We start from the raw sequence: 25,602 nt of genomic DNA, 5'->3' as shown, positions 1-25,602 counted from the left end.
TGCGCACGGTCACGCCTGGGCGCGGTCGCGATCGTGGCCGGCGGGGACGGGGGTGTGCCCGGGCAGGACCGCCAGGTAGAGGTCGACCCCGGCCCGGTGATGGACCTCAAGGTCGGTCGTGAACGCCCGCGGCGGGACCCCTCCGCCCTCGGTGTGCCGCCACACCTGCCGCCACGCCTCGATCAGCGACTGCGGCATCGGGCCGTGCGCCTCGACCTTCAGCGCCTGGACCCCCGGCACGCGGACCGCCACCATCCCCTCGGGGAGCCCGGCGGCCGTGCGCACGGCCACGCCGACGACCTGGGTGCAGGCGCCCTTGTGATCGCTCTCGTAGTCGATCATCACCGCGTAGATGTTCTCGTCGATGCGCCCGGGAACGTGGGCGAACGCGCCGGGGGCTCCGGCCCGCGCCCACAGGGCCGGGAGCTGCGCCCGCATCGGATCGGCCTCCGCCGCGTTGCTCGTGCGCACGGCGTACCCGACGACCAGCACCTCCGGCCGCTCAACGATGATCATAGCGCCTCCCCACTCGATGGCCCTCCGCCTGCCCTGCCCGATCGCGCGGTCAATGTAGCCGGACCGGCCGACGACCGTCTCGATCATCGCGCACAGTGGAATCGGCGGAGGTGCCCGATCAGATCATGTCGCACCTAGCACCCGACTGACCTGGGAAGTCCCATTGTTTACCATGAATCGCATAGGCTGGACCAACGTGCGATTCCTCAACGATCAGGCGCCGATCTACGACCTGACCTACAGCGACGTCTTCATGGTCCCGTCACGCTCGGCCGTCGGCTCCCGGCTCGCCGTGGATCTTTCGACCCGCGACGGCACCGGCACCACGATCCCCATCGTGGTGGCGAACATGACAGCGGTGGCCGGCCGGCGCATGGCCGAGACCATCGCCCGGCGGGGCGGCATCACCGTCATCCCGCAGGACATCCCCATCGACGTCGTCGCCGACGTGATCGACTGGGTCAAGAAGCGCGACCTGGTCCACGACACCCCCATCACCCTCACCCCGCACGAGACCGTCGGCGAGGCGCTCAACCTGCTGCCCAAACGGGCGCACGGCGCGGTCATCGTCGTCGACTGGGACAACCGGCCGATCGGCGTCGTCACCGAGGCCGACTGCCATGGCGTCGACATGTTCACCCAGCTCTCCCAGGTGATGTCCGGCTCGCCGCTCACCATCCCGGCCGGCACCGATCCGCGGGCCGCCTTCGAACTGCTGCACAACGGGCGCCACCGCCTGGCCCCCGTCGTGGACGCCGAGGGCCGGCTGGCCGGCGTCCTCACCCGCACCGGCGCGCTGCGCGCCACGCTCTACGAGCCCGCGGTCGACTCCGGGGGACGCCTGCGCATCGCGGCCGCCGTCGGCATCAACGGCGACGTCGCGGCCAAGGCGAAGGAACTGCTGGACGCGGGCGTCGACTGCCTCGTCGTCGACACCGCGCACGGCCACCAGGAGAAGATGCTCTCCGCGCTGGCGACCGTGCGCGCTCTGGACCCTCCGGTCCCACTGGCCGCCGGCAACGTCGTCACCGCGGCGGGCGTGCGCGACCTGGTGCGGGCGGGCGCCGACATCGTCAAGGTGGGCGTCGGGCCGGGCGCCATGTGCACGACGAGGATGATGACCGGCGTCGGCCGGCCGCAGTTCTCCGCCGTCGTCGAGTGCGCGGCCGAGGCCCGCGCGCTGGGCAGGCACGTGTGGGCCGACGGCGGCGTGCGCCACCCGCGCGACGTGGCCCTCGCCCTCGCGGCGGGCGCGTCCAACGTCATGATCGGCTCGTGGTTCGCGGGCACGTACGAGTCGCCGGGCGACGCGCGCACCGATGCCGACGGACGCCGGTACAAGGAGAACTTCGGCATGGCGTCCGCTCGCGCCGTACGGCTGCGCACCGCCGACGACACCCCCTTCGACCGCGCCCGCAAGGCCGTGTTCGAGGAGGGCATCTCCACCTCCCGCATGTACCTCGACCCGGTCAGGCCGAGCGTCGAGGACCAGATCGACGCCATCGTCGCCGGCCTGCGCTCCTCCCTCACCTACGCCGGCGCCACGACCCTGGAGGAGTTCCACGAGCGGGCCGTCGTCGGCGTCCAGAGCTCCTCCGGCTACTCCGAAGGCAAGCCCCTCCACCAGAGCTGGTGACGTCCCCCACCCGTGCCGTCCCGTCGAGCGGCCTCCCGTCCCCGGCCACGGGGACTGGAGGTGACGCCGAGAGTGATAAGTCCTTTTCGCCGGGTAGTCCGGAGCGGCAGGTACCCCCTAGCGCAGAGGCGAGATCTCATGATCGGTTCGTCACCTGAGCTGCCCGCGCCGTCCGCCGTCGACCGGCGGCTCCTGGTCAGCTACGACAACTATCCCGCGGCGCAACGCGCCGTCGACACCCTTTCCGATTCGGGATATCCCGTTCACAACGTGGCCATCGTCGGCAACGACCTGCGCCTGGAAGAGCTGGTCACCGGCCGGCTGACCAACCCTCGCGCCGCCCTCTCGGGCGCCATGAGCGGCGCGGTGTTCGGTCTGGTCGTGGGCCTGTTCCTCGGACTGTTCACGACGACGACCGGCTCGTTCTTCGCCCTGGTGGTGTGGGCGATCTTGTGGGGCGGCGTGATGGGCGCCGCGTTCGGGTTCGCGAGCCACGCGTTCAAGGGCGGCACCCGCGACTTCACCTCGCGCAGCGCCATCGTGGCCGGCCGGTACGACGTCCTCGTGCCCGCCGCCGCGCTGGAGGAGGCCATGGCCGTGCTCGAGGGCGGGACCAAGCCGGCGGACACCGTCGTGGTCGCGCGCCCGCCGTCCAGCGGTCCCCTTCCCGCCTACGACACGCCTCGCCCCGGCACGACCGATCCCGAGGCGACCTCGGTCACGCCGCTTCCGGAGCCGTTCCCGCCGGCCTCCGGCATCCCCTCGGCCCCGGGCGCGGACGTTCCCGCCGGCGCGGAGGCGCCGCCCGTTCAGGGCGCCGGGCCCACCGGGCCCTCGGCTCCGCGCCCCGAACCCGTTCCCCAGCTCGACGCCGAGCACGCCGACGGCCTTCCCGACCCCGCCCACGCCGACCCCGGCCAGGCGGACCCGTCCTCGGCCGACGTGACGCGCGCGGATCCCACCCGGACGGGAACCAGGGAGTCGGCCATCGTGCGGCCGGCCACCAGCCGCGCGGAGGCGATGGAGGAGGCCACCATCGCCATCCCGCTGTCCTCCGTGCCGCTGAAGCCCGCCGCGGACTCCGAGCCCGCTCCTCTCACCCCCGAGCCCGCACCCGTCGCTCCCAGGCCCGCTTCCGGCCCCGTGGGCACCGCGGCGGCTCCTGGGAGCGAATCCTCCGTGACCGAGCCCGCCGAATCCGAGCCCGAGCCCGAGCGTGCCGAGACCGCCGAGCGCGCCATGTCCGCCCAGCCCGCCGCCGTGAGGACGGCCAAGGACTCGTGAACGCCGGGTCGCCTTCCCCGGCCGGGTGACAGGGCGCGGCGGGTTCGCGTACGGGAAGCGCCAAGGGATGCGCCCTCGCCGTTCGCCGGCTCCTGGAACCCCGTAGAGTCGTGCGGTCGGCCGGACGGCGGCCGGCGATCGGTCCAGGCGCCCGTGCGGACAGGCGGGGCGCAACCTAAGCGAGGAGAACACGTGGCACTCGAGAAGCCCGAGATCGACTTTCCGGAGGGCGACGCGCCGGCGGATCTCGAGATCGTAGACATCACCGTGGGCGACGGTGAGGAGGCCAAGCCGGGGCACACGGTGACCGTGCACTATGTCGGCGTCGCGTTCTCCACCGGCGAGGAGTTCGACGCGTCGTGGAACCGCGGCGACTCCTTCAAGTTCCCGCTCGGCGCCGGCCACGTCATCGCCGGATGGGACCAGGGTGTGGCCGGCATGCGCGTCGGCGGCCGCCGCAAGCTGGTCGTCCCGCCGCACCTGGGCTACGGCAACCGCGGCGCGGGCAACGCCATCAAGCCGGGCGAGACACTGATCTTCGTCGTCGACCTGCTCGGCGTCAGCTGACCGGACGCGAGGCCCGGCATGGGCGGGCGGCGCCACGACGAGCGTGGGCCGCGAGCATCATGCCGGGCACCCCGCGGGCCCCCGCGGGCCCTCCGGACGCCCTCAGCGGCTCCGGTAGCTGGTGATGAGGCCGGGCGGCCTCCGCCGGCATCGGCGTTGAGGCGCTCAGTTCGCCCATGACGGCGGACGGCCGCCGCCTGGGGCAGCGGGGCCCGTCGTCAACTGGCACGATGAGACATGTGTTGCTCATCGACCTCGCGCGCACCTCGGCTGCCGTTGCGGCGGACTCGGCCCGCCTCGCCAAGATCGGACATCTCGCCGAACTGCTGAGCAGGGTGCAGCCGGCGGAGGCCGAGATCGCCATCGCGTACCTGTCCGGTGAGCTGCCCCAACGGCAGATCGGCGTGGGCTGGCGCACCCTGCAGGACCTGCCCGAACCCCGCCAGATCGCCAGCGCCAGCCTGAGCGAGATCGACGGCCTGCTCAGCCGGATCAAGGCCCAGACCGGGCCGGGCTCGCAGGCGGCACGCAAGCGACTGGTCGGCGAGCTGTTCCGCTCGGTGACCCGTCAGGAGCAGTCCTTCCTGCTGCGCCTGCTGGGCGGCGAGCTGCGGCAGGGCGCCTTGAACGGAGTCATGGTCGAGGCCGTCGCCAAGGCGTCGGGCACGCCCGCGGCCGAGGTGCGGCGCGCCCTCACGCTCCGGGGGTGGCTGCCGGCCGTGGGGGCCGCCGCGCTCACCGGCGGCGTCGAGGCATTGCGCGCCTTCCACCTGGAGGTCGGCCGTCCGGTGTCCCCGATGCTCGCGCAGAGCGCGCCCAACGTGCCCGCCGCCCTCGAGAAGCTCGGCGGCCTGGCCGCCCTCGAATGGAAACTCGACGGCATCCGGGTGCAGGCGCACCGTTCCGGCTCGGACGTCAGGGTGTTCACCCGAACGCTCGACGAGATCTCCGCCCAGGTCCCCGAGCTGGTGGAGGCCGTGCTCGCGCTGCCCGTCGACGACATCGTGCTGGACGGCGAGGTGATCGCCCTGCGTCCCGACGGGCGGCCCGAGCCGTTCCAGGTGACCGCGTCCCGGGTCTCCAGCAGGATCGACACGGCCCGCCTGCGCGAGACCACGCCGCTGAGCGTGTTCTTCTTCGACACGCTCCGCGTGGGCGGCGTGGACCTGCTGGACCTGCCCGACAGCGAGCGGCACGAGGCGCTCGCGAGGTCGGTTCCGGCCGAGCTGATCACCCCGCGCCTGGTCACCGCCGACCCCGAAGAGGGCATCGCGTTCTTCATGGAGGTCGTCCGGCGGGGGCATGAGGGTGTCGTCGCCAAGTCTCCCAGCACGCCGTACGCGGCCGGGCGGCGCGGGGCGGGCTGGGTGAAGGTCAAGCCCCGCCACACCCTCGACCTGGTCGTGCTCGCCGTCGAATGGGGGCACGGGCGGCGCCAGGGCAAGCTCTCCAACCTGCACCTCGGCGCCAGGGACCCCGGCTCGGGCGACTTCGTCATGCTGGGCAAGACCTTCAAGGGCCTGACCGACGAACTGCTGGCCTGGCAGACCGAGCGCTTCCTGGCCCTGGCCGAGGGCCCGAGCGACGAGCTGGTGGTCAAGGTGCGGCCCGAGATGGTGGTCGAGGTCGCCTTCGACGGGGTCCAGCGGTCCCCGCGATACCCGGGCGGCATGGCGCTGCGGTTCGCCCGGGTGCTGCGCTATCGCCCCGACAAGCGGGCCGAGGAGGCCGACACCGTCGACTCCGTCCGGGAACTTCTCTTCTGACCGATCTCCCCGGACGCCTCCCCTTCCCGCATCCTCCCCCTCCCCCCTCCTCCGTCCGCCGCCCGCGCGGACGCCGCCGGCATCGACGGCCCGGTGGCGGCCGCCTCGGCTCATCCCTCTCCGGAGACGGCGAAGCCCCTGTGGCGCCGTGGGGGGTCACGGCGCCACAGGGGCGTGGGGGGTCGGTGCTGGTGGGTGGGGGGTCAGCGGACGATGCCCTGGGTGTCCTTGCCGTCGCCGTTCCAGTCTCCGATGACGGCCAGGTCGGCGGTGTTGCCGTAGGGGACGTTCATGGTGGTCTCGGTGCCGCTGGTCACCGGGCTGGTGCGCAGGTAGAAGGTGTAGCCCATCCGCACCCCGACGTTGTCCTTGCCGTCGCCGTCCCAGTCACCGGCCAGCGGGACGCTGTAGTCGTTGCCGTACTTGAAGGTGTACTGCGCCTGACCGTTGGCAGGGGTGTTGTTCAGGTAGAAGATGCCGGTCGCCGGGTCATAGGCGTTGGGGCTGTCGATGCCGTCACCGTCCCAGTCGCCCACCACCGGAACCCAGGAGGTGTTGCCGAACCCGAAGCTGGTGGTGGTCTCGGTGCCGCTGGTGATCGGCGTGGTACGCAGATAGAAGCTGTAGCCCATCCGCACCCCGATGTTGTCCTTGCCGTCGCCGTCCCAGTCACCAACGATCGGCACCGAATACCGGTTGCCGTACTTGATGTTGTACTGCGACTGCCCGTTGGAAGGGCTGTTGGACAGATGGAACGTCGCGGTCGTCGGGTCATAGGCACTCGGGGTCTCGGTGCCGTCACCGTCCCAGTCACCCACGATCGGCACCATCGGACTGTTGCCGTACCTGATCACCGGACGGGTGTTCGTCCTGGACGCCAGATCATCGGACAGCGTGAAGTCCAGCACCCCGTAGTCGATGGGTTCGGGGTCGGGGTCGGGGGTGTCGTCGATGCCGAGCGGAGCGGAGTACCCGACGATGTCGCCGTTGCTCCGCGAGTAGCTGTTCTCCTTGATGCGGTCGCCGCTGTTGCCCTCGATGGTGTAGACGGTGCCCGAGGTCGCCGACTTCACGATTCCGACGTGGTCGATCTCGCCGTCTCCGTCCCAGTCGAAGACGACGGCGTCACCGGGCTGCGGTGTGTAGCCGCTCGATCTGGTGTGCCACGTTCCGTACTTCGTCCCGTAGTTCCTGAACGAGGCCGCCCACCCTGTCAGCACACCGCCGTCGCCCTCGGCGATGTTGGCGTTCTTCACGCCGGCGTTCTTCCACACGTACTTGGAGAAGTCGGCGCACCAGTCGCTGTCGCGCCACTGGACCCCGTCGGTGGACGGGCACCCGGAGGAGGGCTTCCAGGAGCGGAAGTATCCCGTGTAGTAGTTGCAACCGCTCCCCATCGGCTGTTCGTGGTTGCGCGACGAGTTGCCGAGCTGGCCCTGCGCGACGGAAACGATGGAGCTGCGGGACACCGCGGCGGCCGGGGTGGCCGTGGTCGCGATCACTCCTGCTCCGAGGAGGGCGGTCGTGGCGAGCCCGCCACCGAGGCGGCGGAAGAAGAGCGAGCGGGTCTTTGCGGCCCTGACGCGGGGGGTGGTCGCACTCATGGGAGTTCCTTTCCGGTGAATCCTTGCCGATCTCCGTGCCACAAGGATCCGGCCGGGCGCTGCAACCTTCCTGTAACTGCGCTATAGCTCTCCCGGCGGCCGGTTACAGGTGTCGGCCCGCCGGTACGAGGAGTGCTGCGCGACGCCGCCCGTCAACGGCGAAGCCCCTGTGGCGCCGTGGGGGGGGTCACGGCGCCGCAGGGGCGTGGGGGGTCGGTGCTGGTGGGTGGGGGGTCAGCGGACGATGCCCTGGGTGTCCTTGCCGTCGCCGTTCCAGTCTCCGATGACGGCCAGGTCGGCGGTGTTGCCGTAGGGGACGTTCATGGTGGTCTCGGTGCCGCTGGTCACCGGGCTGGTGCGCAGGTAGAAGGTGTAGCCCATCCGCACCCCGACGTTGTCCTTGCCGTCGCCGTCCCAGTCACCGGCCAGCGGGACGCTGTAGTCGTTGCCGTACTTGAAGGTGTACTGCGCCTGACCGTTGGCAGGGGTGTTGTTCAGGTAGAAGATGCCGGTCGCCGGGTCATAGGCGTTGGGGCTGTCGATGCCGTCACCGTCCCAGTCGCCCACCACCGGAACCCAGGAGGTGTTGCCGAACCCGAAGCTGGTGGTGGTCTCGGTGCCGCTGGTGATCGGCGTGGTACGCAGATAGAAGCTGTAGCCCATCCGCACCCCGATGTTGTCCTTGCCGTCGCCGTCCCAGTCACCAACGATCGGCACCGAATACCGGTTGCCGTACTTGATGTTGTACTGCGACTGCCCGTTGGAAGGGCTGTTGGACAGATGGAACGTCGCGGTCGTCGGGTCATAGGCACTCGGGGTCTCGGTGCCGTCACCGTCCCAGTCACCCACGATCGGCACCATCGGACTGTTGCCGTACCTGATCACCGGACGGGTGTTCGTCCTGGACGCCAGATCATCGGACAGCGTGAAGTCCAGCACCCCGTAGTCCGGCGGGGGCGGCGGGGCCGAGGCCGCCACGATGGCGTCGACGATGATCTTGGCGTCGCCGGCCTGCGGCTGGTAGCGGTCCGGATACGCCGACACCTGCACGGCCTGGCAGATCTCGCCGATCGGCGCGGTCAGCCACTTCTCGTCCGGGTACTTCGAGATCATCTTGTTGAGGAAGGCGTTGGTCGCCCAGGTCGGGTTCAGCCGCTGGGACACCGTTCCCCACGAGGCCCGCTGCTGGAACAGCCCGAGGCTGTCATGGTCGAGTTCCTCGGCGATGTTGTCGATGCTCGACTCGACGATCGTCGTGGTGACGGCGATGACGGCGGCCCTGGTGTTCAGGCCCCTGGCGCGCACGGCCTCGACGACCATCCGGGCGCAGGAGACGCGGTACGCCGACATGTAGCCCCGCATCTTGGCCTTGAGCGTGCCGTTGAGCTGGGTCGCGAGAGCGGAATCGGAGGAGTTCGTGCCGTCCGGGTCGCACGGGGCGAGGGCTCGCGCCGCGTTGACGTCACTGGCCATCGCACTGGGCCCGGGGGTGGGACCCGCCATGGCGGCGGGCGTGATCAGCAGGCTGCAGGCCACCGCCACGGCGGTCAGGCCGGCGAGCCGGAGGGCGCCACGGGTGGGACGCGAGGGGAGAGCACTCATCGGATGCCTCATTTCGGGACAGGTCGTTCTGACACCGAAAGAGTGCGAGCGAGCGCTTCAACCTCGCTGTAAGAATCTTGTAGCGCCCTCTACAGAGAGAGCTCCCCGTGCTCGCGCGTACCGTACACGCGGAAGATCTCGACCGCCTCGGCCCTGACCGTCTCGGCCATCGCGCGGTGTCCCAGCGCCTCGTACACCAGCATCAGGTCACGCAGGGTCCTCGCGCGAAACAGGGGAAGACCCAGCTCCTCCCACTGCCGTACCGACTCTTTGAGACGGCTCTCGGCCTCTTCGAGCCGTCCGACGGCGAGATGCAGCTCTCCCAGGGTGCGCAAGGTGATCGCCTCGCCCCACCGGTCGCGCAGGGCGCGCACGTCGGCGAGCACGCCTTCCAGCGACGGCAGCGCCTCGTCGCACCTGCCCTGCCGGATCCACGCCTTGGCACGAGTGCGCAGCGCGTAACACTCGAGCAGCCGGTCGCCGATCTCGCCGAAGATCCGCGCCGCCTGCTCGCTCAGCCGCTCCGCCTCGACGAAGTCGCCCCTCGCCATGTGATGGATGGCCATGGTGCGCATGGTCAGCGCCTCGCCGCGGCGGCTCCCCGATCGCCTGTACAGCGCGAGCGCGTGCCCGAGGTCGGTCCATGCGCGGTCCAGGTCGCCCTGCTCCAGGCGGACCGACCCCGACAGCCGCTGCACGTGGGCGAGAGCGGCGTCGTCGCCCTGGTCACGCCACATCCGCTGCGCGCCGTCGAGGAAGTGCAGCGCCTCCGGCAGGTATCCCTGCTCGCGGCAGACGGTGCCCATCCCTGTGAGGGTGGCGCACTCTCCCCGCAGGTCCTTGGCGGCGCGGAACATCGGAAGGGCCTGACTGAAATACTCGCGGGCCTCGGCGTAGCGGTCCTGCTCGTACCGCAGCTGGCCCAGCTCGGCGAGCAGCGTCGCCTGTCCGGTCGTGTTCCCCTTGCGCCGCGCGACCGCCAGGGCGGCGTCATGCGTCCGGCTCCAGGACGTGAACTGGTTCTCCACGGCGAACGCGGAATGGCAGAGCGCGGACGCCAGCTCCACCGCGGCCTCGTCGAGGTCCATCCCCGCCGCCAGTTCGACGCCGGCGACGAGCGGCTCCTCCTCGATGCGGAACCACGTGTGAGGAGCCGCGAGGACGGCCTGCGCGGCCTCCGGGTCGACCGGGACGCTGAGCCGGTAGGACTCTCTCACGGCGATCGTGCCCGAGGGCTCGACGGCGCGCACCTTCTCCAGCAGCCAGAGCCAGCCGCCGAGCACCCTGGTCACCGCGGTCACCCGCGCTTCCATCGGATCCTCGCTCTCGGCGCGCTCGCGGGCGAACAGCCGGATGAGATCGTGGAGCCGGTAGCGCACCTGGCCGATCGCGTCGACGCCGTCGATCTCGACGAGTGAGGCGTCCACCAGCTGCTCCAGTTCCCGCTCCGCCTCGTCGCGGCTCGACCCGGTGGCGGCCGCCGCCACCCAGGCGGGGAAGTGCGGAAGGCCGAGCATGCCGAGGTACCGCAGCGCCTTGCGGACAGAGTCGGACAGCAGCTCGTAGCTCAGGGCGATGCTGGCGCGGATCTCCTGGTCTCCCACGGCGAGTTCGTCCAGCCGGCGCCGCTCGTCGGCCAGGCGGTCGGCCATCAGCTTCACCGACCACTGGCGCCGTGAAGCGAGCCGGGCGCCGGCTATCCGGATGGCGAGGGGCAGATACCCGCACTGCCGCACGATCATCCGTGCCGTGTCGGCCTCCGCGGTGATCCGATCGCCGCCGGCGACGTGGGACAGAAGGGCGAGCGCCGCCTCGACGGTCAGCACGCCGAGCTCCGTCGGGACGGCGCCGGCGAGGCTCGGGAGCTTGCTGCGCGAGGTGATCAGCACGGCGCATCCCGCCGACCCGGGCAGCAGCGGGCGGACCTGGCGCTCGGTGGCCGCGTCGTCGAGCACAACCAGGATCCGGCGGCCGGCGAGCAGGCTGCGGTAGCGGTTGACCCGCTCTTCCAGGGTCGCGGGGATATCCGGCGCGGGTGTGCCCAGCTCGCGCAGGAGACGGCCCAGAACCTCCTCGGGGGTCGCCGGGAGTGCGGTCGTGCCGCGCAGTTCGACGTAGATCTGGCCGTCAGGATAGAGGCGGGCTATCTCGTGGGCCACCCGCAGGGCGAGGGTCGACTTGCCCGTGCCGCCGGCTCCGAGGATGACGCAGACCGGCATGGCGGACGGCCTGGCCAGGGCCGTCCGCAACAAGGCGATCTCTTCGGTCCGGCCGGTGAAGTCGGGCGTGACGGAGGGCAGCTGGTAGGGCCTGCTCTTGCCGGAGTCGGCCCATCCGGGGTCGGCCTTCCCGGATTCGGGCCTGCTGGATTCGGGCCTGCCGGGCTTCGGGGGCGCGGACTCACCCGCCCCTGCCGGGCCATCGGCCGCGGGAGGCTGAGGCCGCCGCGGCGGGCGCGAGCGCTGCTCGGGCGACAGGCCAGGGTCCCCCCGCAGGATGCCCTCGTGTAACCGCCGTAACTCCGGACCCGGATCGATGCCGAGTTCCTCCGCGAGAGCCTCCACACCCTGCCGGTAGACCGCGAGCGCGTCGCCGCGCCGTCCGATGCCGTTGAGCGCGACCATGAGGTCGTAGCGGAGGCGTTCGTGGGTGGGATGACGTGTCACCAGAGCGGTCAGCTCTCCGACGACCTGCTCGTGCAGACCGCTCTTGAGGTCGGCCGAGATGCGCTCCTCGGTCACGGTCAGCCTCAGCTCGTCCAGGCGCCTGGCCTCGGCGAGCAGGAAGGAGTCGCCGATCCCGCCGAGGGCGGGGCCGCGCCAGAGCTCCAGGGCCGCGCGCAGGCGCTTGCTCGCGTCTTCGTGGCGTCCCTCGGAGGCCTCGCGCCGCCCTTCTGCCACCAGCGTCTCGAACGCGACCCGGTCGACGGCCTCGGCGGGGACGTCGGCCAGGTAGCCCGCGCGATGGGACACGATGATCGCCGGCATTCCCGCGCGTTCGAACGACCTGCGCAACGACGCGATGTAGGTCTGCAACACGGCCCGGGCGGTGTCGGGGGGCTCCTCGTTCCAGATCGCTTCGATGAGCCGCTCGGCCCGGACCACGTGCCCCTGGTCGAGAAGCAACGCGGTCAGCAGGGTTCGCGGCTTGGCCCCGCCCAGCGGCACCTGACGACCGGCGCTCCAGACCTCTACAGGGCCGAGGAGGCGGAATTCCATGTACTCCTCCAGCGAAGGCTCCCCTGCGGCTCGGAAGTACTGCGACCATGGACGGCTCTGCCCACTGAACGGTGCGACACGGTCCGGGAGTTCCATCCTCGATGTGGGCACCTGCCACGCGGTGGGTGTCAGCGTAGATGATCCTTCCTCGCGGACAACAGGGCCGAGTCGCGCGGGGCGATCGTCCTCGACCGCCTCTGTCGGCGGCCCGGCCACGACGCGCGCATGCTCCTCGCGAGGTTTCTCCAGGTGGAGACCGCGAAGGACCGCCGGCTCCGTTCGGCGGACCAGGGCGCCGGGCCGGTGGCGCGATGTTCCCCCGGCTTCCCCACCGTCCCCGCTGCACGGGCGGCGGCACCGCGCGGCTCCTCGCGCGAGCCTCTGGCGGACGACCCTCCGACGGAGGCCGGGGCGGCCAGGACGTGCGGTGATCACAGAGCGGCGTCGGACGATCACTCCTTGAGTGACTTATGTCACTTTACCTGTGCTTTATCTCCCTTTACTGCCTGTTTGTCCCATATGGTGCTGCGAATTACGTAGTGGGCGGTTCGCCGCTCGCCGCGTGATGGGACGCCGGCACGGCCCCCCGTCGTGCCTCCCGCGCCGCCCCGCGCGGGACGTCCCGTGCCCTGTCGCCTATCAAGGACCGTGGTTCCCCTTGGGCCTGCACGCCTCCCCCACCCGCTGGTACGAGAAGACCCTCCCCCCGTCGAGGAGCGGTGCGAAACGGCGCCGGACCTCGCTGACCGTCGCGGTCACCATCACGGTCGCCGCCACCGTCGTCGTGACCGCCGCCTCGACGAGTGCCTGGATCGCCCTGAACGGCGGCGACGTGACGTCCATGACCACGAGCGCCGCCCTGCGCCCGGCCGCGCGGATCACCGCCGGGCCGCCGGCGAACGCGGCGGACTCCACGACCATCGCCGCCTCCGCTCCGTTCGGGGTGGCCACCCCGTTCGGCCGGCCCGCGTCGGCCGGCTCGGCACCGGCCCTCCTCACGCCTCCCGCGGCCGCACCTCCATCGCCGTCGGCCCCGGCCCCGTCCACCGGCACGGGCACGGACGACGCACGGCGTGCCGCCGCGGCCGGGGAAGACCACCCCGCCGGCGGCGGAGCCACGGCGAAGGCGGCCAGCAAGGCCGGCGACGCCCCGAAGGCGGCCGCCGCGTCCCGCAAGGCCGCCAAGAAGCGCAGAGAGGTCAAGATCATCGCATCGGGCCGGTGCGAAGCCTCGTACTACGACGAGGGCCAGATGACGGCCAGCGGCGAGCGGTTCAACCCGAACGCCATGACGGCGGCCCACAAGACCCTTCCCATGGGCAGCAGAGTGCGCGTCACCAACCCGGGCACCGGCAAGACCGTGACGGTGCGCATCAACGATCGCGGGCCTTATATCGGTGGCCGTTGCCTGGACCTGTCGCGTGCCGCCTTCGACGCCATCGGCAACCTGGGCACCGGCGCGATGAGCGTGAGGTACGCGGTGCTCGCGCGCTGACGCCCCGCCCCTGCCCTGTCGAGGCCGAACGGCCCGGGTGGGGCCCACGGGCACGGTGACGTGGCCGACTACTTGATCAGGCGGAGGGTCAGGGGGTACCGGAACGAGTTGTCGTTGAGCGCGGCCGCCGCGCCGACGATTCCCAGCACGAACGCCGTGATCCAGATGACCGGGATCAGGACGACCCCGATCACGGTGAACGGCAGCACTATGGTGGCGCCGAGCATCGTGAGGTGGAAGTTCAGCGACTCGACCGCGTGCCGCCGGATGAACGGTGAAGTGCGCCCCCCGGTCAGCAGCATGATCAGCGGTCCGATCACCGACAGCCCCAGCAGGGGGAGCAGGTGCGCGGCCGCGGCGCCCAGACGGTCGCCGCCCGTCAGCGCCCCCGGGTACCGAGCCGGCGCGCGGAGAGGTGGCGCCGGAGTGCGCGGCATGCTCTGCGACGGATACAGGTCGCGCATGACGGGGACGAGGTCGGCGTGGGTGCGCGCGGTCATCGCGTGGTGCAGACGGTCGTCGAACTCGTCCTTGTCGAGCCTGCCCTCCGCGTAGGCGGCGGTGACGTGCTCGACCACTTGGTCGCGGTCGTGGTCGGTGATCCGGAGCTGGGAGTGCGGAGATGGCTCCCACCCTCCGGTGGACGGTGTCGCCTGAGGTCTCACTACCCCTGCCATCGGTGGCCGTGCCTTTCCCGTAGAACGCGTCGTCTTCGCCATTCTTCGCCGCCGCTCGCAGCCGGTCTATCCGGAACAACCCCGGCACGACCCCGATGTGGCCCCGAGGTACGCATTCGGCGTCCAAGCCAGGTATATAAGGGTTATGGGATGGCGAGATCGCTATGGAATTCGTCGGCTGCGCGGCGTCAGGATCGCCAAGTTCGACCGCGAGGCCAACGACGGCGACATCGAGGCATTGATCGCCTTCGCGAAGTCCCGCGTCGGCGTGGAGTTCTACGTCGAGCCGGAGACCTTCGCCACCGACACCACCGCGGTCGCCGTCGCCCATGACGGCGAGTGGACGCGCCGCAGGGTCGGCTCGCCCGCGGTCATCATCAAAGTGGCCAGAAACCTCGCCCTCCCTGTCTACGACGTCCAGCTCACCGGGTATCCGAAGAGGATGCGTGCCTACAACGAGCGGCGCAGGACCGACCCCGCGCAAGAGTGAGCACGGCCCCCGGAGACGCCGGGGAAACCCCCGTCTGATCGCCACGGCCACGCCCCCGCGCCACTCCCGCACGCGCACGACACCAGCCGTAACAGCCTCCCGCCACCGCCGGACCCACACAACACCGGCCGTCATGGCGTGCGCAGGGTGTGGTCGTCGAGGAGGCCGAGCATGGGGTGGAGCCACTCCATGCGTGGCGCCCCCATGCTCGCGTCCAGCTCTGCGGGGGTGGGCATGCGGTGCCGGAGGATCTCTGGGCTGACCAGTTGCTGGAGCCCCTGCGCGAGAAGGTTGGCCATCGAGTAGGACGGATCGGCGGCGAGCGCCCGTTCGACGGCGATGCCGGCCAGGGCCGAGTCACCGCGCCGCCAGGCGGCCGCGCCCAGCAGGGAGGCGACCGGAGGAACGAACGAGGGCTCCAGCCGGCGTGTGAGGTCGGCCCAAAGCGCGACATGGGTGTCCTGCGTGTGGTCGTCCATCAGCGTCCACGCCTCGTCGCGGACGCGGATCACGGCGAGGTCGACGCCGAGCCTGGCCGCCTCGTGGTCGGGCAGCGGCCCGGACGCGCCGAAGGCGTCGAGAGATCGGCGCACCCGGGCCAGCCCTTCGGCGACGAACGCGCCGGGCACCTCGTGCGGCTGCGCCGCGGCGACGAGCCTCGCGCGCACGTCCGCGGCCACCGAACGGGTGGCCTCGCGCATCTTGGCCCGTGCCGCTCCCCCGGCGGGCGCGAGCGAGCCGCGCAGGCTCTCGCGGTCGGGCAGGGCGACCAGCCCGCCGAAGGTGGCCTGGGCGGCGACCTCCCCCGCCAGCGGGTCGTACGGCCGCCCGTCGGGTGGGCAGCACTCGACCCGTGTGCAGACATAGGACCAGTAGCGAGCGCCCTCGGCGCGCAGGGCCTCGATGACCTTGATGCCGGCGGTGGAGAGCAGCAGCCTGACCTCGTCCATGGCCGGTGTCACGAGCGCGCCGTCACCGAACCCCGCCAAGATCGTGTGCGTGGCCTCCTCTCGCTGGAGGAGAGGGACGAGGCGGTCGAGGGCGCCCGGCGGGAGCGGGAGATCCCAGCGCGTGGTGACGCGCAGCCGGCCGCGCACCCCTCTGCCCGCGAAGGCGATGACCACGAGGCTGTCGGCCGGGTGGAAGCCCAGGATGTAGGGCACGGCCCCGAGGATGTCGTCGGGGGAGGTGAGGAGGATCGGTGTCGGCGTCATGCACCGGAGAATCGCCGGTCGGCGATTCGCCCATCGAACCGAACGCGACTCTGTGGGCTACGAACCGAACGGCATTCAACGAGCACTCGATGGGACGGAAGCCGCCTTCGGGAAAACGAGATCGCCATATCAGCATATGAGGCCGCTATTCGCCCAGAACGAATGCCCTTTATCCCACATATGAAATGCGCCGGACAGATGCGATGACCGGTCCGATGTCCACAGGCAGGGAACGGGCCGCCCTGCGGGCACGCGGGCTTCCGCGGCTCCGCCGGCCTGCCCGCTCCCGAGGTCACCAGAGACGGCGATGGCCGCTCACCGCAGGGGCGGGACGGCGGGGGCAAGGCGTGTGCGGACCATGATGGTGGCGCCGGCCACGGCGGCCGGCATCGCGACGACCGCGCCCAAGGGGATCAGGAAGATCAGGAAGACGAGCACGCCGAACCCCAGCGTGGGGGCGCGGTCACCGCGCAGCACCGCGAAACGCTGTTTGCGCGCGAGCCCTCTGCGCTCCATGGCCAGCGCGGTCAGCTCCACCGTGAGGAAGAACCCCGACACCGCCGCGCCGAGCACGGGAACCACCGTCTGCCCCACCACCGGCACGAAGCCCAGGACGAAGAGCGGGATGGTGAACATCAGCACGTACGCCAGCGTGATCAGGCTGTCGCGCACCGATCGGATGATCGACCGCCACAGCGGGATGTCCGCGGACTCCACGCCGCCGCCCATGTCCTCCTCCACGCGTTCGGAGAGCTTCTCGTAGAAGGGCTCGCCGATCGCCAGCGTGGCGGCGGTGAAGGTGACCACGGCCAGGACCAGCCCGAGGGCGAAGGCCACCAGGCCCAGCAGGAACCGCAGGGTGTCGCGCAGGACGGGCTCCCAGTCGCCCGCGAACGGCGTGGCCCAGGAGGCCAGATCTCCGGCGTAGTTGCCGAGGAGGACCAGCGCGACGATGTAGAGCACCATCGAGATCAGTGCGGGGATGAGCCCGAAGAGCCACTGCCGCGGATGCCGCGCGACCCAGCCGAGCCCCTGGAAGAAGTATCCGATGCCGTCGGCGAAGCCACCGATCCCGCGGCGGATGGGCTGCCCGATGCTGTTCATGCCCGGCAGGCTAACGCCTCACGTGCGCATGGTCGCAACATCACCCGAAAGATCAGCGTTTCCAGAGAGATGTCACCTCAACGCCCAACGTGGCGAAGAGGCGGCGGAGCAGGGGCAGCGAGATGCCGAGGACGTTGCCGTGGTCGCCGTCGATGCCGTCCACGAACCAGCCGCCGAGACCGTCGAGCGTGAAGGCGCCCGCCACCCGCAGGGGCTCGCCGCTGCCGGCGTAGGCGGCGATCTCGGCGTCGCTCGGCGTGCCGAAGCGCACGACCGTCGACCCGACCTCGGCGACCTCGGCTCCGGTCGCGGCGTCGATCACGCAGTGACCGGTGAGGAGCCTGCCGGTGCGTCCGCGCATCGACCGCCACCGGGCGACGGCGTCCTCGGCCGACACCGGCTTGCCGTACGCGCGCCCGTCGAGTTCGAGCACGGAGTCGCAGCCGATCACCAGGCCGGCGGACAGGCCTTCGGCGACCACCGACGCCTTCGCGCGCGCCAGGGTGAGGCTGAGCTCGGCGGGCGACGCGGCGGTGACGGCCTCTTCGTCCACGCCGCTGACGATCACCTTGGGATCGAGCCCGGCGCTGCGCAGCAACGCGAGCCGCGCGGGCGACGAGGAGGCGAGAACGATCTCTGTCATGGCTTCCGCGCCCACGATCTCCGTCATCTCTTCCGATCTTCCGAGCCCATGATGTCCGCTACGCCTCCCGAGCCTAATAGGCCCCCTGAGCTCCCCGGCCCGCCCGCCCCGCGGCGGTCAGAGGGGACGGATGCTGCGGACGAGGGTGTTGATGTCCGCCCAGCGCTTCTTCTGGACGTCGGGGACGGTGATCAGGACCATGGCGGGCTTGCCGTCCGGGACGTCGATCAGAGCGACGGCCGCGGTGGCCACGTGCTTCTTGCCTCCGGCCTTGTAGTTCACCCGGTAGCCGAGCAGCCAGCCCTCGCGCTTGCCGGCCTTGAAGCCCTGCGAGGCGGTCCAGGTGATCGTGGAGCCGGCCGGGTGGTGGTTCAGCGACCAGCGTGCCGCGAGGTAGGCCGTGTCCTTGAGGTCGTCCTGCACCGCGATCGGGACCGGGCAGGTCGCCAGCAGCCCGCGATGCCCGGCTCCCTTCGCCGCGGGGAGCACCCGCCGCGTGGCGAACGGCGAGGACCTGGTGAGCTTCCACGCCTTGACGAAGCGCGTGAAGGAGATGCCGGACCTCTTGTCCTTCACCCGGCCCTTCGTCGGCGTGCCGTGCCCGGGGAAGTTCGCGAGCTTGCGGTCCGCGGGCGGCGCGGGGACGCGCGGGTCGGCCTCGGCCGCGGCGAGGGCGCTCTTGCCGGGCAGTGGGGTGGGAACCGGCGTCGCGCCCGCCTGGGCGGTCGTCGCCGAGACGCCGGAAGCCGCGGACGATCCGGGCGCCGAGGGCGCACCGGCGGTCGCGGACGATCCGGGCGCCGCCGAGGGGCCGGGCACGGCGGGGTTCGCGGCGGCGGAGCCGGCCGGATCCGCCGGAGCGGACGTGGCCGGGACGCCGGACGGCGAGGCGGTGGCCGTCTCAGGGGCGGTGCTCCGCGCCGCCGGTGTGGGCAGCGGCCGGGTCGCGACGGGACCCGCGGCCGTCTGCCCGCCCTTGCCCGAGTCGTTGACGTAGAAGAAGGCGGCGACCGCGGCGACGATCGCCGCGGCGGTGACGCCGACCACCAGCCGGTAGATCACGCGCATCGGCAGGTCGCCCAGCCGGGAGATCGGTGAGCGGCTCCGGGCGGGCGAAGGCGGCGGCGGAGGCTCCTCGATCGTGATCTTCGGCAGCGGCGCGGTCTCCGCGTCCGCCATTACGTACGTTGGGACGGCCTTGGTCCCGTAGTTCCCACCCACCCCATTTGGCACGTTGGGGAGCGTACGGCAAATCGCCCAATCGTGCCCGAGTTCCCGATCACACTTCGGGAACGAGTCCCTACCGCATCGGCGTTTCCGTATGCTCTGACCTTTGCTTTCATCCGTCTGTCAACGGACGGCGCGAGCGGATCGGGCGATGCGAAAGGGCCCCTTACCAGCCGGTATGATCATGGAGCGGGGGCTAGCGCGACGGGTCGCGCAGCGGACCCCAACCGGCCGGGCGGAGACCGCCGGCCCTCAGCCACGGCGCGTCCGCCACGACCGTGCGCGAGCCGGGCTCGACCTCGGTGAACCCGGCGTCGCGCACGACGGGGAGCCCGCTGTCGACCAGCGCGGCCCACCGCCACGGCTCGGCCGTGCGGACGGCGACCGGCAGGCCGCCGGCGTGCCAGGCGGAACGGGCGGCCTCGCCGGTGCCCCACCAGGCGAGCTGGACCGCGTGGCCGGCCTGGGCCATGGCCTTGCCCGCCGACATCGGCAGCGACGGATTGAACCACAGCACGACGCCGCCGGGCGGCGGCGGCCCGGGGGGCTCGGCGTCCACCAGATCGGTGCCGGAGACCTGCAGGCGGGACAGTTCCTTGGGCCAGGAGTCGAGCGGGATCGGCGGGTGCAGCCGCACCTCGGCCGTGCGCAGCGTGACCGTGGCGCCGGGGAGCTCGTGCACGCGACGCCACTCGGCGCCCCTGGCCCGGCGCACCACCTTCCTGATGCCGATGGTCTCCCACGCCTGCACGGACTCGGCCCACTCGCCGCTCACGGCGCGCTCGTCGGTCAGCAAGGTGAGCACGGCCAGCGCCGCCGCCTCGAGGGCGTCGGTGCGCTCGGGCGGCGTGGCGCGCTCGATGCGGACGACTAGGGGGAGCACTCTCTGGTCTGGCGCGTTCACGCCCCAAGGATCTCATCGCCCGCCGGCGGGCGCGGGACGCGGGGGCGCTCCGGAGAAGGCCCCTCGTCAGGGAGGTCCCACGGGGTGGAGATGGTCAGGAGGTGGTCGCGGGCACCGGTCCGGGGCTGGTGGCCGCGCCGGGGGTGGAGCCCCCCTTGGCGGCGACGCGCAGCGACATGACCGCGGCCAGGGCGCAGAGCAGGCCGGCGCCGTACCAGGCCGCGTCGTAGTGGCCGAGGTGGTCGCGCGTCAGGCCCGCGGCGACCGCGGCGATGGCCGCGCCGATCTGGTGCGAGGCGAACACCCAGCCGAACACCACGCTGCCGTCCGCCCCGTAGAGCTTCCGGCACAGCGCCACGGTCGGCGGCACGGTGGCCACCCAGTCGAGGCCGTAGAAGATGATGAAGACCAGCATGCTCGGCTCGGTCGTCGCGGCGAACAGGGGCGGCAGCACCAGCAGCGACGCGCCGCGCAGCGCGTAGTACACCCCGAGCAGCACCCTGGGGTCGACCCGGTCGCTGAGCCATCCCGAGAAGACCGTGCCGGCGATGTCGAAGACGCCGATGAGCGCGAGCAGTCCGGCGGCGGTGGTCTCGGGCATGCCGTGATCGTGCGCGGCGGGGATGAAGTGCGTGCCGACCAGGCCGTTGGTGCTCGCGCCGCAGATGGCGAAGCCGCCGACGAGGTACCAGAACGACCGGGTGCGCGCGGCCGACCGCAGAACGGTGATCGCCCGAAGGGCCGCGCCGCCGGATCCGCGGACCTCCGCCGCCTCGGTCACGCCACCGGGGGCGGACGCGGCGACGGTGGCGGACGCGGCGACGGTGGCGGACGCGGCGACGGTGGCGGTGGCGGTGGCGGACGGGGCGCCGGCCGGGGGTTCCGCGCCGAGGGCCGTCAGGCCTACCTCCTCGGGGCGGTCGCGGAGCAGCAGCCACACCAGCGGGACGACGGCGAGCGCCGCCGCGGCCACCACCAGCGCGGCCGTCCGCCAGCCCGGCCCTTCGGCGATCCACGCGAGCACGGGCAGGAAGATGAGCTGGCCCGTCGCGCCGCCGGCGGTCAGCACGCCGATGACGATGCCCCGGTGCCGTACGAACCACCGGTCGGTGACCGTGGCGACGAAGACCAGCGCCATCGACCCGGTGCCGAGCCCGACCAGCACGCCCCAGCACAGGACGAGCTGCCAGCTCGCCGTCATGAAGATCGTGAGCCCGCTGCCGAGGGCCACGAGCAGCAGCGCGCACGCCACCACGCGGCGCATGCCGAGCCGGTCCATCAGAGCGGCGGCGAACGGCGCGGTCAGGCCGTACAGGACCAGGTTCACCGAGACCGCGGAGGAGATCGTGCCGCGGGACCAGCCGAACTCGGCTTCGAGCGGCGTGATCAGCACTCCGGGGGTGGCGCGGAATCCGGCGGCTCCGATGATCGCGACGAAGGCGACGGCCGCCACCGCCCAGGCCCGGTGCGGCCACCGCCTGCGTGTCACGTCTTGCATCAACATCATGCGGACAATACTGATTGCCCGATTCAGCGGCGACGAGTGGCTCGATAGCCAATATATGAAAGGATCGGGCCATGGTTCACCGCATCGCCGTCCTCGCGCTCGACCACTTCTCCACTCTGGACCTCGGCATCCCCGGCCAGGTGTTCCGGGTCGCCGAGGACGCCGAGGGCCGGCCGCTGTACGAGATCGTCACCTGCACCCCGGGCGGGCGGGCGGTGCGCGGGCCGGCGGGGTTCAGCGTGGTCCCCGACCACGACCTGTCGGTCCTGGCCACGGCGGACACGGTGATCGTCCCGGGAATCCACGACGGGCCGCCGCTCGAGGACGGGACGATCGACGGCGAGCTGCGCGACGCCCTGCGCGCGGCGGCCACCCGGTCGCGGCTGGTGTCCATCTGCACGGGAGCGTTCGTGCTCGCCGCCGCGGGCCTGCTCGACGGGCGGCCCGCCACGACCCATTGGAGGGAGTCCGGCCTGTTCCGCTCGCTGTTCCCCCGGGTTCTGCTCGACCCCGACGTGCTGTTCATCGACGACGGCGACCTGCTGACCTCCGCTGGCGTCGCGGCGGGCATCGATCTGTGCCTGCACGTGGTCCGCCGCGACCACGGGAGCGAGACCGCCAACCGGGTGGCGCGGCGCTGCGTCAGCCCACCGTGGCGGGAGGGCGGCCAGGCGCAGTTCATCGAACGCCCGCTGCCCGCCTCAGGAGACACCACCACCGCCCCCACCCGGGCGTGGATGCTCGAACGGCTGCCAGAGCCGCTGGACCTCACCACCTTGGCCGAGCACGCGCGCATGAGCGTGCGCACCTTCACCCGGCGTTTCCGGGAGGAGACCGGCCTCAGCCCGGCGCGGTGGCTCAACCGGCAGCGGGTCGAGCGCGCCCGCCACCTGCTGGAGACCACCGACCTTCCCGTCGACCGGGTGGCGGCGCAGGCGGGCTTCGGCACGGCGGTCTCGCTGCGCCAGCACCTGCACGCCACCGTGGGGGTGGCTCCGCTGACCTACCGGCACACCTTCCGCACGGACGCGCCGCCCTCCTCCCGCCCGGCCTGACACGCCCGCCGGCATGCGCCTTTCGACCCTGTCCTACGGCGGACCGCTGAGTCATGATGGCGGTCCGACCGATTGGCAGGTGACAGGGAACCATGTCGTACGCGGACGCCTTCGCTGAGAGCATCGACGATCCCGGCGCGTTCTGGGGCCGGGCCGCCGAGGCCGTGACCTGGGATCGCCTCCCTGAAAGGACACTGGACGCCGATGCGGCGCCGTTCTACCGGTGGTTCGCCGGCGGCGAGCTCAACACCTGCCACAACGCCCTGGACCGGCATGTGGCCGGCGGGCGCGGCGCGCAGGCCGCGCTGATCTACGACAGCCCCCTCACCGGCTCGGCCCGCACCTACACCTACGCCGAGCTGCTGGAACAGGTGGCGCGGTTCGCCGGAGTCCTGCGCGGCCTCGGCGTGGGCAAGGGCGACCGGGTGGTCGTCTACATGCCGATGGTGCCGGAGGCCGTCGTCGCCATGCTCGCCTGCGCCCGCCTCGGCGCCGTGCACTCGGTGGTGTTCGGCGGCTTCGCCCCGCGCGAGCTGGCCGTGCGCATCGATGACGCCCGCCCCACCGTGGTCGTGTCCGCCTCCTGCGGCATCGAGCCGTCCCGGGTCGTCCCGTACAAGCCGATGCTCGACAGCGCGCTGGAGATGGCCGGGCACCGGCCGGCGCACTGCGTGGTCCTCCAGCGCGAACAGGCTCCCGCCGCCATGGTCGCCGGCCGTGACGTCGACTGGCACGAGGCCATGGCCGCGGCCGACCCGGCCGGGTGCGTGCCGGTCGCGGCCACCGACCCGCTCTACATCCTGTACACCAGCGGCACCACGGGCAGGCCGAAAGGCGTGGTGCGCGACAATGGCGGCCACGCGGTCGCGCTGCTGTGGAGCATGCGCAACGTCTACGACATCGCGCCGGGCGAGGTCTTCTGGGCGGCGTCGGACGTGGGCTGGGTGGTCGGCCATTCCTACATCGTCTACGCCCCGCTGCTGCTGGGGGCGACGTCGGTGCTGTACGAGGGCAAGCCGGTTGGCACCCCGGACGCGGGGGCGTTCTGGCGGGTGATCTCCGAGTACGGGGTGAACGCGCTGTTCACCGCGCCGACGGCGTTCCGCGCGGTCAGGAAGGTCGACCCGGAGGGCGCTCACCTGGCCAAGTACGACATCTCCTCGCTGAGGACGCTGTTCCTCGCGGGCGAGCGGCTCGACCCGGACACCTACCACTGGGCCACCGAGAAGCTCGGCGTTCCCGTGGTGGACCACTGGTGGCAGACCGAGACCGGCTGGGCCGTCGCCGCCAACCTGCGCGGCCTTGCGCCCATGCCGATCAAACCGGGGTCTCCCACGGTGCCGGTCCCGGGGTACGACGTGCGCGTCCTTGATCCCGACGGCAGGCCGTGCCCTCCGGGAGTGGACGGGGCGATCTGCGTGCGGCTGCCGCTGCCGCCCGGCACGCTGCCCACGCTCTGGCAGGACGACGAGCGCTACCTCGCCTCCTACCTCTCCGCCTTCCCTGGGTACTACCTGACCGGCGACGGGGGGCACCTCGACGAGGACGGCTACCTGTTCGTCATGGGGCGCACGGACGACGTCATCAACGTGGCCGGGCACCGCCTGTCCACCGGCTCGATGGAGGCCGCGCTGGCCGGTCATCCGGCCGTCGCCGAATGCGCGGTGATCGGCGTCGCCGACGAGCTGAAGGGGCAGGTGCCGCGCGGGCTGGTCGTGCTCAAGAGCGGCGTCGACGCCGACCCCGCCGAGCTGCGCGAGGAGCTGGTGCGCCTGGTGCGCGACCAGGTCGGCGCCGTCGCGGCGCTGAGGCGGGTGGACATCGTGCCCGCGCTGCCCAAGACCCGCTCGGGGAAGATCCTGCGGAAGACCATGCGCGGCATCGCCGACGGCGCGGACGAGCCGGTGCCCTCCACCATCGAGGACGCGTCGGTACTCGACACCCTGCGCTCGGTCCTGCGGAACAGCCCGTGACCGGCGCTTCACCCGAGCACCGCCGCTACGCTGCGTGAGCAGAGCACGGGCGGCGGTGCGTGAGTGGAGCTATGGGGATTCGAACCCCAGACCTCCTCCATGCCATGGAGGCGCGCTACCAGCTGCGCCATAGCCCCTGGTCGCGTGACGGACGGCCTTGCGGCCTCGCCATGCCCCGTCAGTGTATCGGAATTCGCCTGCTGCGCCGAACCGCCGAGGGCCCCCGCCCCTCCCGGTGCGGCGGGACGTCCGCCGGCCACCGGGCCGCCACGGACCCGCCGAGCCGTCACCCGCCTCTGGCCTGCGGCGACGCACCTCGACATGTTCTGCCGCCCGCCCCGGTGCCGCCCGTCTTCCACCCGCACAGGGGCCGACCGCCGTCTCGCGCCTCCGGCGAGGTACCTGGTCACCAGGTTCGTTCGCGTTGACAGCGTCGCTCACGGAGGGTAACGATTAGTCGCCCCGCGTAACCGCCCGCTAGGAGCCGAGATGCATCGGAGCCCCCACGCGCTCAACGCCGGATCCGCATTCGACACGAGCGACGTCGATCAGGACGGCTACATCGACAAGGAGGACATGCGCCTGATCGGTCTCCACCTGGCCGACCGCCTCGGCCTTCCCCCCGACGCCCCGGCCCGCGCCGGCCTGCTCGCCGCCTACGCCCACGTCTGGTCCAACGTCGTGGCCGCCGTCGGCACCGACGACGGCGGCCGCATCAGCCGGCAGAGGTACATCGAGTACGCCGTCTCCCCCACGCTCGACCGCACGCGGTTCATCGTGGCCATCGTCTGGCCCATCACCGACGCCCTGTGGGACGCCCTGGACGCCGACGGCGATCACAAGCTCAGCATGCGCGAATACCTGCGCCTGTGGTCGGCCTACGACGTCGAGACGGCCGAGGCGCGCGAGGCGTTCATCCTGCTGGACACCGACGGCGACGGCCACCTCGGCAAGGACGAATTCGCCCAGGCCATGTACGACTTCTACTTCAGCGACGACCCTCAGAAGGCCGCCATCCCCATCCTCGGGCGCTCCTGACCCACGGCGCGGTCCGAGTTGCACCGCACCGGCGGGACCGGCGGCCGCCCGCCCCGGTGGACGGACGGCCTCGCCGCTGACC

20 protein-coding genes and 1 tRNA gene are annotated in these 25,602 nt (G+C 71.7%); 9 read left to right on the top strand and 12 right to left on the bottom strand.

Going from position 1 to position 25,602, the window contains the following annotated elements:
- Positions 1–9: 9 nt before the first annotated feature.
- Positions 10–516: a GyrI-like domain-containing protein gene (locus ACFO60_RS14440; protein ID WP_380840678.1), complete on the bottom strand. Its 507-nt coding sequence runs from the start codon at positions 514–516 to the stop codon at positions 10–12.
- A gap of 196 nt (positions 517–712) precedes the next feature.
- On the opposite strand from ACFO60_RS14440, the gene ACFO60_RS14435 reads away from it, so the two are divergent.
- From ACFO60_RS14435 to ACFO60_RS14420, 4 genes are all read left to right on the top strand, one after another.
- On the top strand, positions 713–2,152 hold the full coding sequence (locus ACFO60_RS14435; protein WP_380840903.1) for a GuaB1 family IMP dehydrogenase-related protein: 1,440 nt from the start codon (positions 713–715) through the stop codon (positions 2,150–2,152).
- 138 nt (positions 2,153–2,290) lie between these two features.
- Entirely contained in the window at positions 2,291–3,436 is a 1,146-nt protein-coding gene (locus tag ACFO60_RS14430) for a general stress protein (RefSeq protein ID WP_380840676.1), read from the top strand.
- A 192-nt stretch (positions 3,437–3,628) separates the two neighbouring features.
- Positions 3,629–4,003: an FKBP-type peptidyl-prolyl cis-trans isomerase gene (locus tag ACFO60_RS14425; protein ID WP_380840675.1), complete on the top strand. Its 375-nt coding sequence runs from the start codon at positions 3,629–3,631 to the stop codon at positions 4,001–4,003.
- 230 nt (positions 4,004–4,233) lie between these two features.
- A complete protein-coding gene (locus ACFO60_RS14420) occupies positions 4,234–5,769 on the top strand; it encodes an ATP-dependent DNA ligase (RefSeq protein WP_380840674.1) in 1,536 nt (511 codons plus the stop codon).
- Positions 5,770–5,972: 203 nt separating this feature from the next.
- Here the strand turns inward: ACFO60_RS14420 and ACFO60_RS14415 are convergent, their stop codons facing one another.
- From ACFO60_RS14415 to ACFO60_RS14405, 3 genes are all read right to left on the bottom strand, one after another.
- Positions 5,973–7,373 (bottom strand): CHAP domain-containing protein, encoded by a 1,401-nt coding sequence (locus ACFO60_RS14415; protein ID WP_380840673.1) that lies wholly within the window; start codon positions 7,371–7,373, stop codon positions 5,973–5,975.
- A 234-nt stretch (positions 7,374–7,607) separates the two neighbouring features.
- Positions 7,608–8,975 (bottom strand): hypothetical protein, encoded by a 1,368-nt coding sequence (locus ACFO60_RS14410; RefSeq protein WP_380840671.1) that lies wholly within the window; start codon positions 8,973–8,975, stop codon positions 7,608–7,610.
- A gap of 89 nt (positions 8,976–9,064) precedes the next feature.
- Entirely contained in the window at positions 9,065–12,193 is a 3,129-nt protein-coding gene (locus ACFO60_RS14405; RefSeq protein WP_380840670.1) for an AfsR/SARP family transcriptional regulator, read from the bottom strand.
- Positions 12,194–12,851: 658 nt separating this feature from the next.
- Between ACFO60_RS14405 and ACFO60_RS14400 the strand changes: the two genes are divergently transcribed.
- A complete protein-coding gene (locus ACFO60_RS14400) occupies positions 12,852–13,688 on the top strand; it encodes a septal ring lytic transglycosylase RlpA family protein (RefSeq protein WP_380840668.1) in 837 nt (278 codons plus the stop codon).
- Between the two features lie 68 nt (positions 13,689–13,756).
- Here the strand turns inward: ACFO60_RS14400 and ACFO60_RS14395 are convergent, their stop codons facing one another.
- Complete coding sequence (locus ACFO60_RS14395; protein WP_380840666.1) at positions 13,757–14,365, bottom strand: DUF1707 and DUF4870 domain-containing protein; 609 nt, start codon at positions 14,363–14,365, stop codon at positions 13,757–13,759.
- Positions 14,366–14,510: 145 nt separating this feature from the next.
- Between ACFO60_RS14395 and ACFO60_RS14390 the strand changes: the two genes are divergently transcribed.
- The gene (locus ACFO60_RS14390) at positions 14,511–14,855 is read left to right on the top strand and encodes a hypothetical protein (protein WP_380840665.1); all 345 of its coding nucleotides are present in this window, start codon (positions 14,511–14,513) and stop codon (positions 14,853–14,855) included.
- A gap of 131 nt (positions 14,856–14,986) precedes the next feature.
- Here the strand turns inward: ACFO60_RS14390 and ACFO60_RS14385 are convergent, their stop codons facing one another.
- The 6 genes from ACFO60_RS14385 to ACFO60_RS14360 form a co-directional block, all read right to left on the bottom strand.
- Entirely contained in the window at positions 14,987–16,069 is a 1,083-nt protein-coding gene (locus tag ACFO60_RS14385; RefSeq protein WP_380840664.1) for a DUF4192 domain-containing protein, read from the bottom strand.
- A gap of 315 nt (positions 16,070–16,384) precedes the next feature.
- Positions 16,385–17,173 carry an EI24 domain-containing protein gene (locus ACFO60_RS14380; RefSeq protein ID WP_380840663.1) on the bottom strand — a complete coding sequence of 263 codons (789 nt, stop codon included), beginning with the start codon at positions 17,171–17,173 and terminating at the stop codon, positions 16,385–16,387.
- 52 nt (positions 17,174–17,225) lie between these two features.
- Entirely contained in the window at positions 17,226–17,843 is a 618-nt protein-coding gene (locus ACFO60_RS14375; RefSeq protein WP_380840661.1) for a Maf family protein, read from the bottom strand.
- Positions 17,844–17,933: 90 nt separating this feature from the next.
- Positions 17,934–18,995 (bottom strand): hypothetical protein, encoded by a 1,062-nt coding sequence (locus ACFO60_RS14370; RefSeq protein WP_380840660.1) that lies wholly within the window; start codon positions 18,993–18,995, stop codon positions 17,934–17,936.
- Between the two features lie 244 nt (positions 18,996–19,239).
- Positions 19,240–19,947: a peptidyl-tRNA hydrolase gene (locus ACFO60_RS14365; RefSeq protein ID WP_380840658.1), complete on the bottom strand. Its 708-nt coding sequence runs from the start codon at positions 19,945–19,947 to the stop codon at positions 19,240–19,242.
- Positions 19,948–20,041: 94 nt separating this feature from the next.
- Positions 20,042–21,454 (bottom strand): MFS transporter, encoded by a 1,413-nt coding sequence (locus ACFO60_RS14360; RefSeq protein ID WP_380840657.1) that lies wholly within the window; start codon positions 21,452–21,454, stop codon positions 20,042–20,044.
- Between the two features lie 71 nt (positions 21,455–21,525).
- On the opposite strand from ACFO60_RS14360, the gene ACFO60_RS14355 reads away from it, so the two are divergent.
- Positions 21,526–22,509, top strand: a complete 984-nt coding sequence (locus ACFO60_RS14355) for a GlxA family transcriptional regulator (protein WP_380840656.1) — start codon at positions 21,526–21,528, stop codon at positions 22,507–22,509.
- 92 nt (positions 22,510–22,601) lie between these two features.
- A complete protein-coding gene (locus tag ACFO60_RS14350) occupies positions 22,602–24,482 on the top strand; it encodes a propionyl-CoA synthetase (RefSeq protein WP_380840655.1) in 1,881 nt (626 codons plus the stop codon).
- Positions 24,483–24,546: 64 nt separating this feature from the next.
- On the opposite strand, the gene ACFO60_RS14345 is transcribed toward ACFO60_RS14350, so the two are convergent.
- Positions 24,547–24,619, bottom strand: a tRNA-Ala gene (locus ACFO60_RS14345).
- A 352-nt stretch (positions 24,620–24,971) separates the two neighbouring features.
- On the opposite strand from ACFO60_RS14345, the gene ACFO60_RS14340 reads away from it, so the two are divergent.
- Entirely contained in the window at positions 24,972–25,520 is a 549-nt protein-coding gene (locus ACFO60_RS14340) for an EF-hand domain-containing protein (RefSeq protein WP_380840654.1), read from the top strand.
- The last annotated feature ends 82 nt before the right edge of the window (positions 25,521–25,602 follow it).

Source organism: Sphaerisporangium dianthi, assembly GCF_042654065.1.
In the GTDB taxonomy this organism is placed as follows: Bacteria; Actinomycetota; Actinomycetes; order Streptosporangiales; family Streptosporangiaceae; genus Sphaerisporangium; species Sphaerisporangium dianthi.
The sequence above is the reverse complement of the archived record's forward strand: the minus strand, read 5'-3'. Positions and strand labels throughout refer to the sequence as shown.

What these genes read in the sequence shown, in the direction of transcription:
- ACFO60_RS14440 (WP_380840678.1), bottom strand. Translation starts at nt 516, where the DNA reads ATGATCATCGTTGAGCGGCCGGAGGTGCTGGTCGTCGGGTACGCCGTG.
- ACFO60_RS14430 (WP_380840676.1), top strand. Translation starts at nt 2,291, where the DNA reads ATGATCGGTTCGTCACCTGAGCTGCCCGCGCCGTCCGCCGTCGACCGG.
- ACFO60_RS14420 (WP_380840674.1), top strand. Translation starts at nt 4,234, where the DNA reads ATGAGACATGTGTTGCTCATCGACCTCGCGCGCACCTCGGCTGCCGTT.
- ACFO60_RS14415 (WP_380840673.1), bottom strand. Translation starts at nt 7,373, where the DNA reads ATGAGTGCGACCACCCCCCGCGTCAGGGCCGCAAAGACCCGCTCGCTC.
- ACFO60_RS14410 (WP_380840671.1), bottom strand. Translation starts at nt 8,975, where the DNA reads ATGAGTGCTCTCCCCTCGCGTCCCACCCGTGGCGCCCTCCGGCTCGCC.
- ACFO60_RS14405 (WP_380840670.1), bottom strand. Translation starts at nt 12,193, where the DNA reads ATGGAATTCCGCCTCCTCGGCCCTGTAGAGGTCTGGAGCGCCGGTCGT.
- ACFO60_RS14395 (WP_380840666.1), bottom strand. Translation starts at nt 14,365, where the DNA reads ATGGCAGGGGTAGTGAGACCTCAGGCGACACCGTCCACCGGAGGGTGG.
- ACFO60_RS14390 (WP_380840665.1), top strand. Translation starts at nt 14,511, where the DNA reads ATGGGATGGCGAGATCGCTATGGAATTCGTCGGCTGCGCGGCGTCAGG.
- ACFO60_RS14385 (WP_380840664.1), bottom strand. Translation starts at nt 16,069, where the DNA reads ATGACGCCGACACCGATCCTCCTCACCTCCCCCGACGACATCCTCGGG.
- ACFO60_RS14380 (WP_380840663.1), bottom strand. Translation starts at nt 17,173, where the DNA reads ATGAACAGCATCGGGCAGCCCATCCGCCGCGGGATCGGTGGCTTCGCC.
- ACFO60_RS14375 (WP_380840661.1), bottom strand. Translation starts at nt 17,843, where the DNA reads ATGACGGAGATCGTGGGCGCGGAAGCCATGACAGAGATCGTTCTCGCC.
- ACFO60_RS14370 (WP_380840660.1), bottom strand. Translation starts at nt 18,995, where the DNA reads ATGGCGGACGCGGAGACCGCGCCGCTGCCGAAGATCACGATCGAGGAG.
- ACFO60_RS14360 (WP_380840657.1), bottom strand. Translation starts at nt 21,454, where the DNA reads ATGATGTTGATGCAAGACGTGACACGCAGGCGGTGGCCGCACCGGGCC.
- ACFO60_RS14355 (WP_380840656.1), top strand. Translation starts at nt 21,526, where the DNA reads ATGGTTCACCGCATCGCCGTCCTCGCGCTCGACCACTTCTCCACTCTG.
- ACFO60_RS14350 (WP_380840655.1), top strand. Translation starts at nt 22,602, where the DNA reads ATGTCGTACGCGGACGCCTTCGCTGAGAGCATCGACGATCCCGGCGCG.
- ACFO60_RS14340 (WP_380840654.1), top strand. Translation starts at nt 24,972, where the DNA reads ATGCATCGGAGCCCCCACGCGCTCAACGCCGGATCCGCATTCGACACG.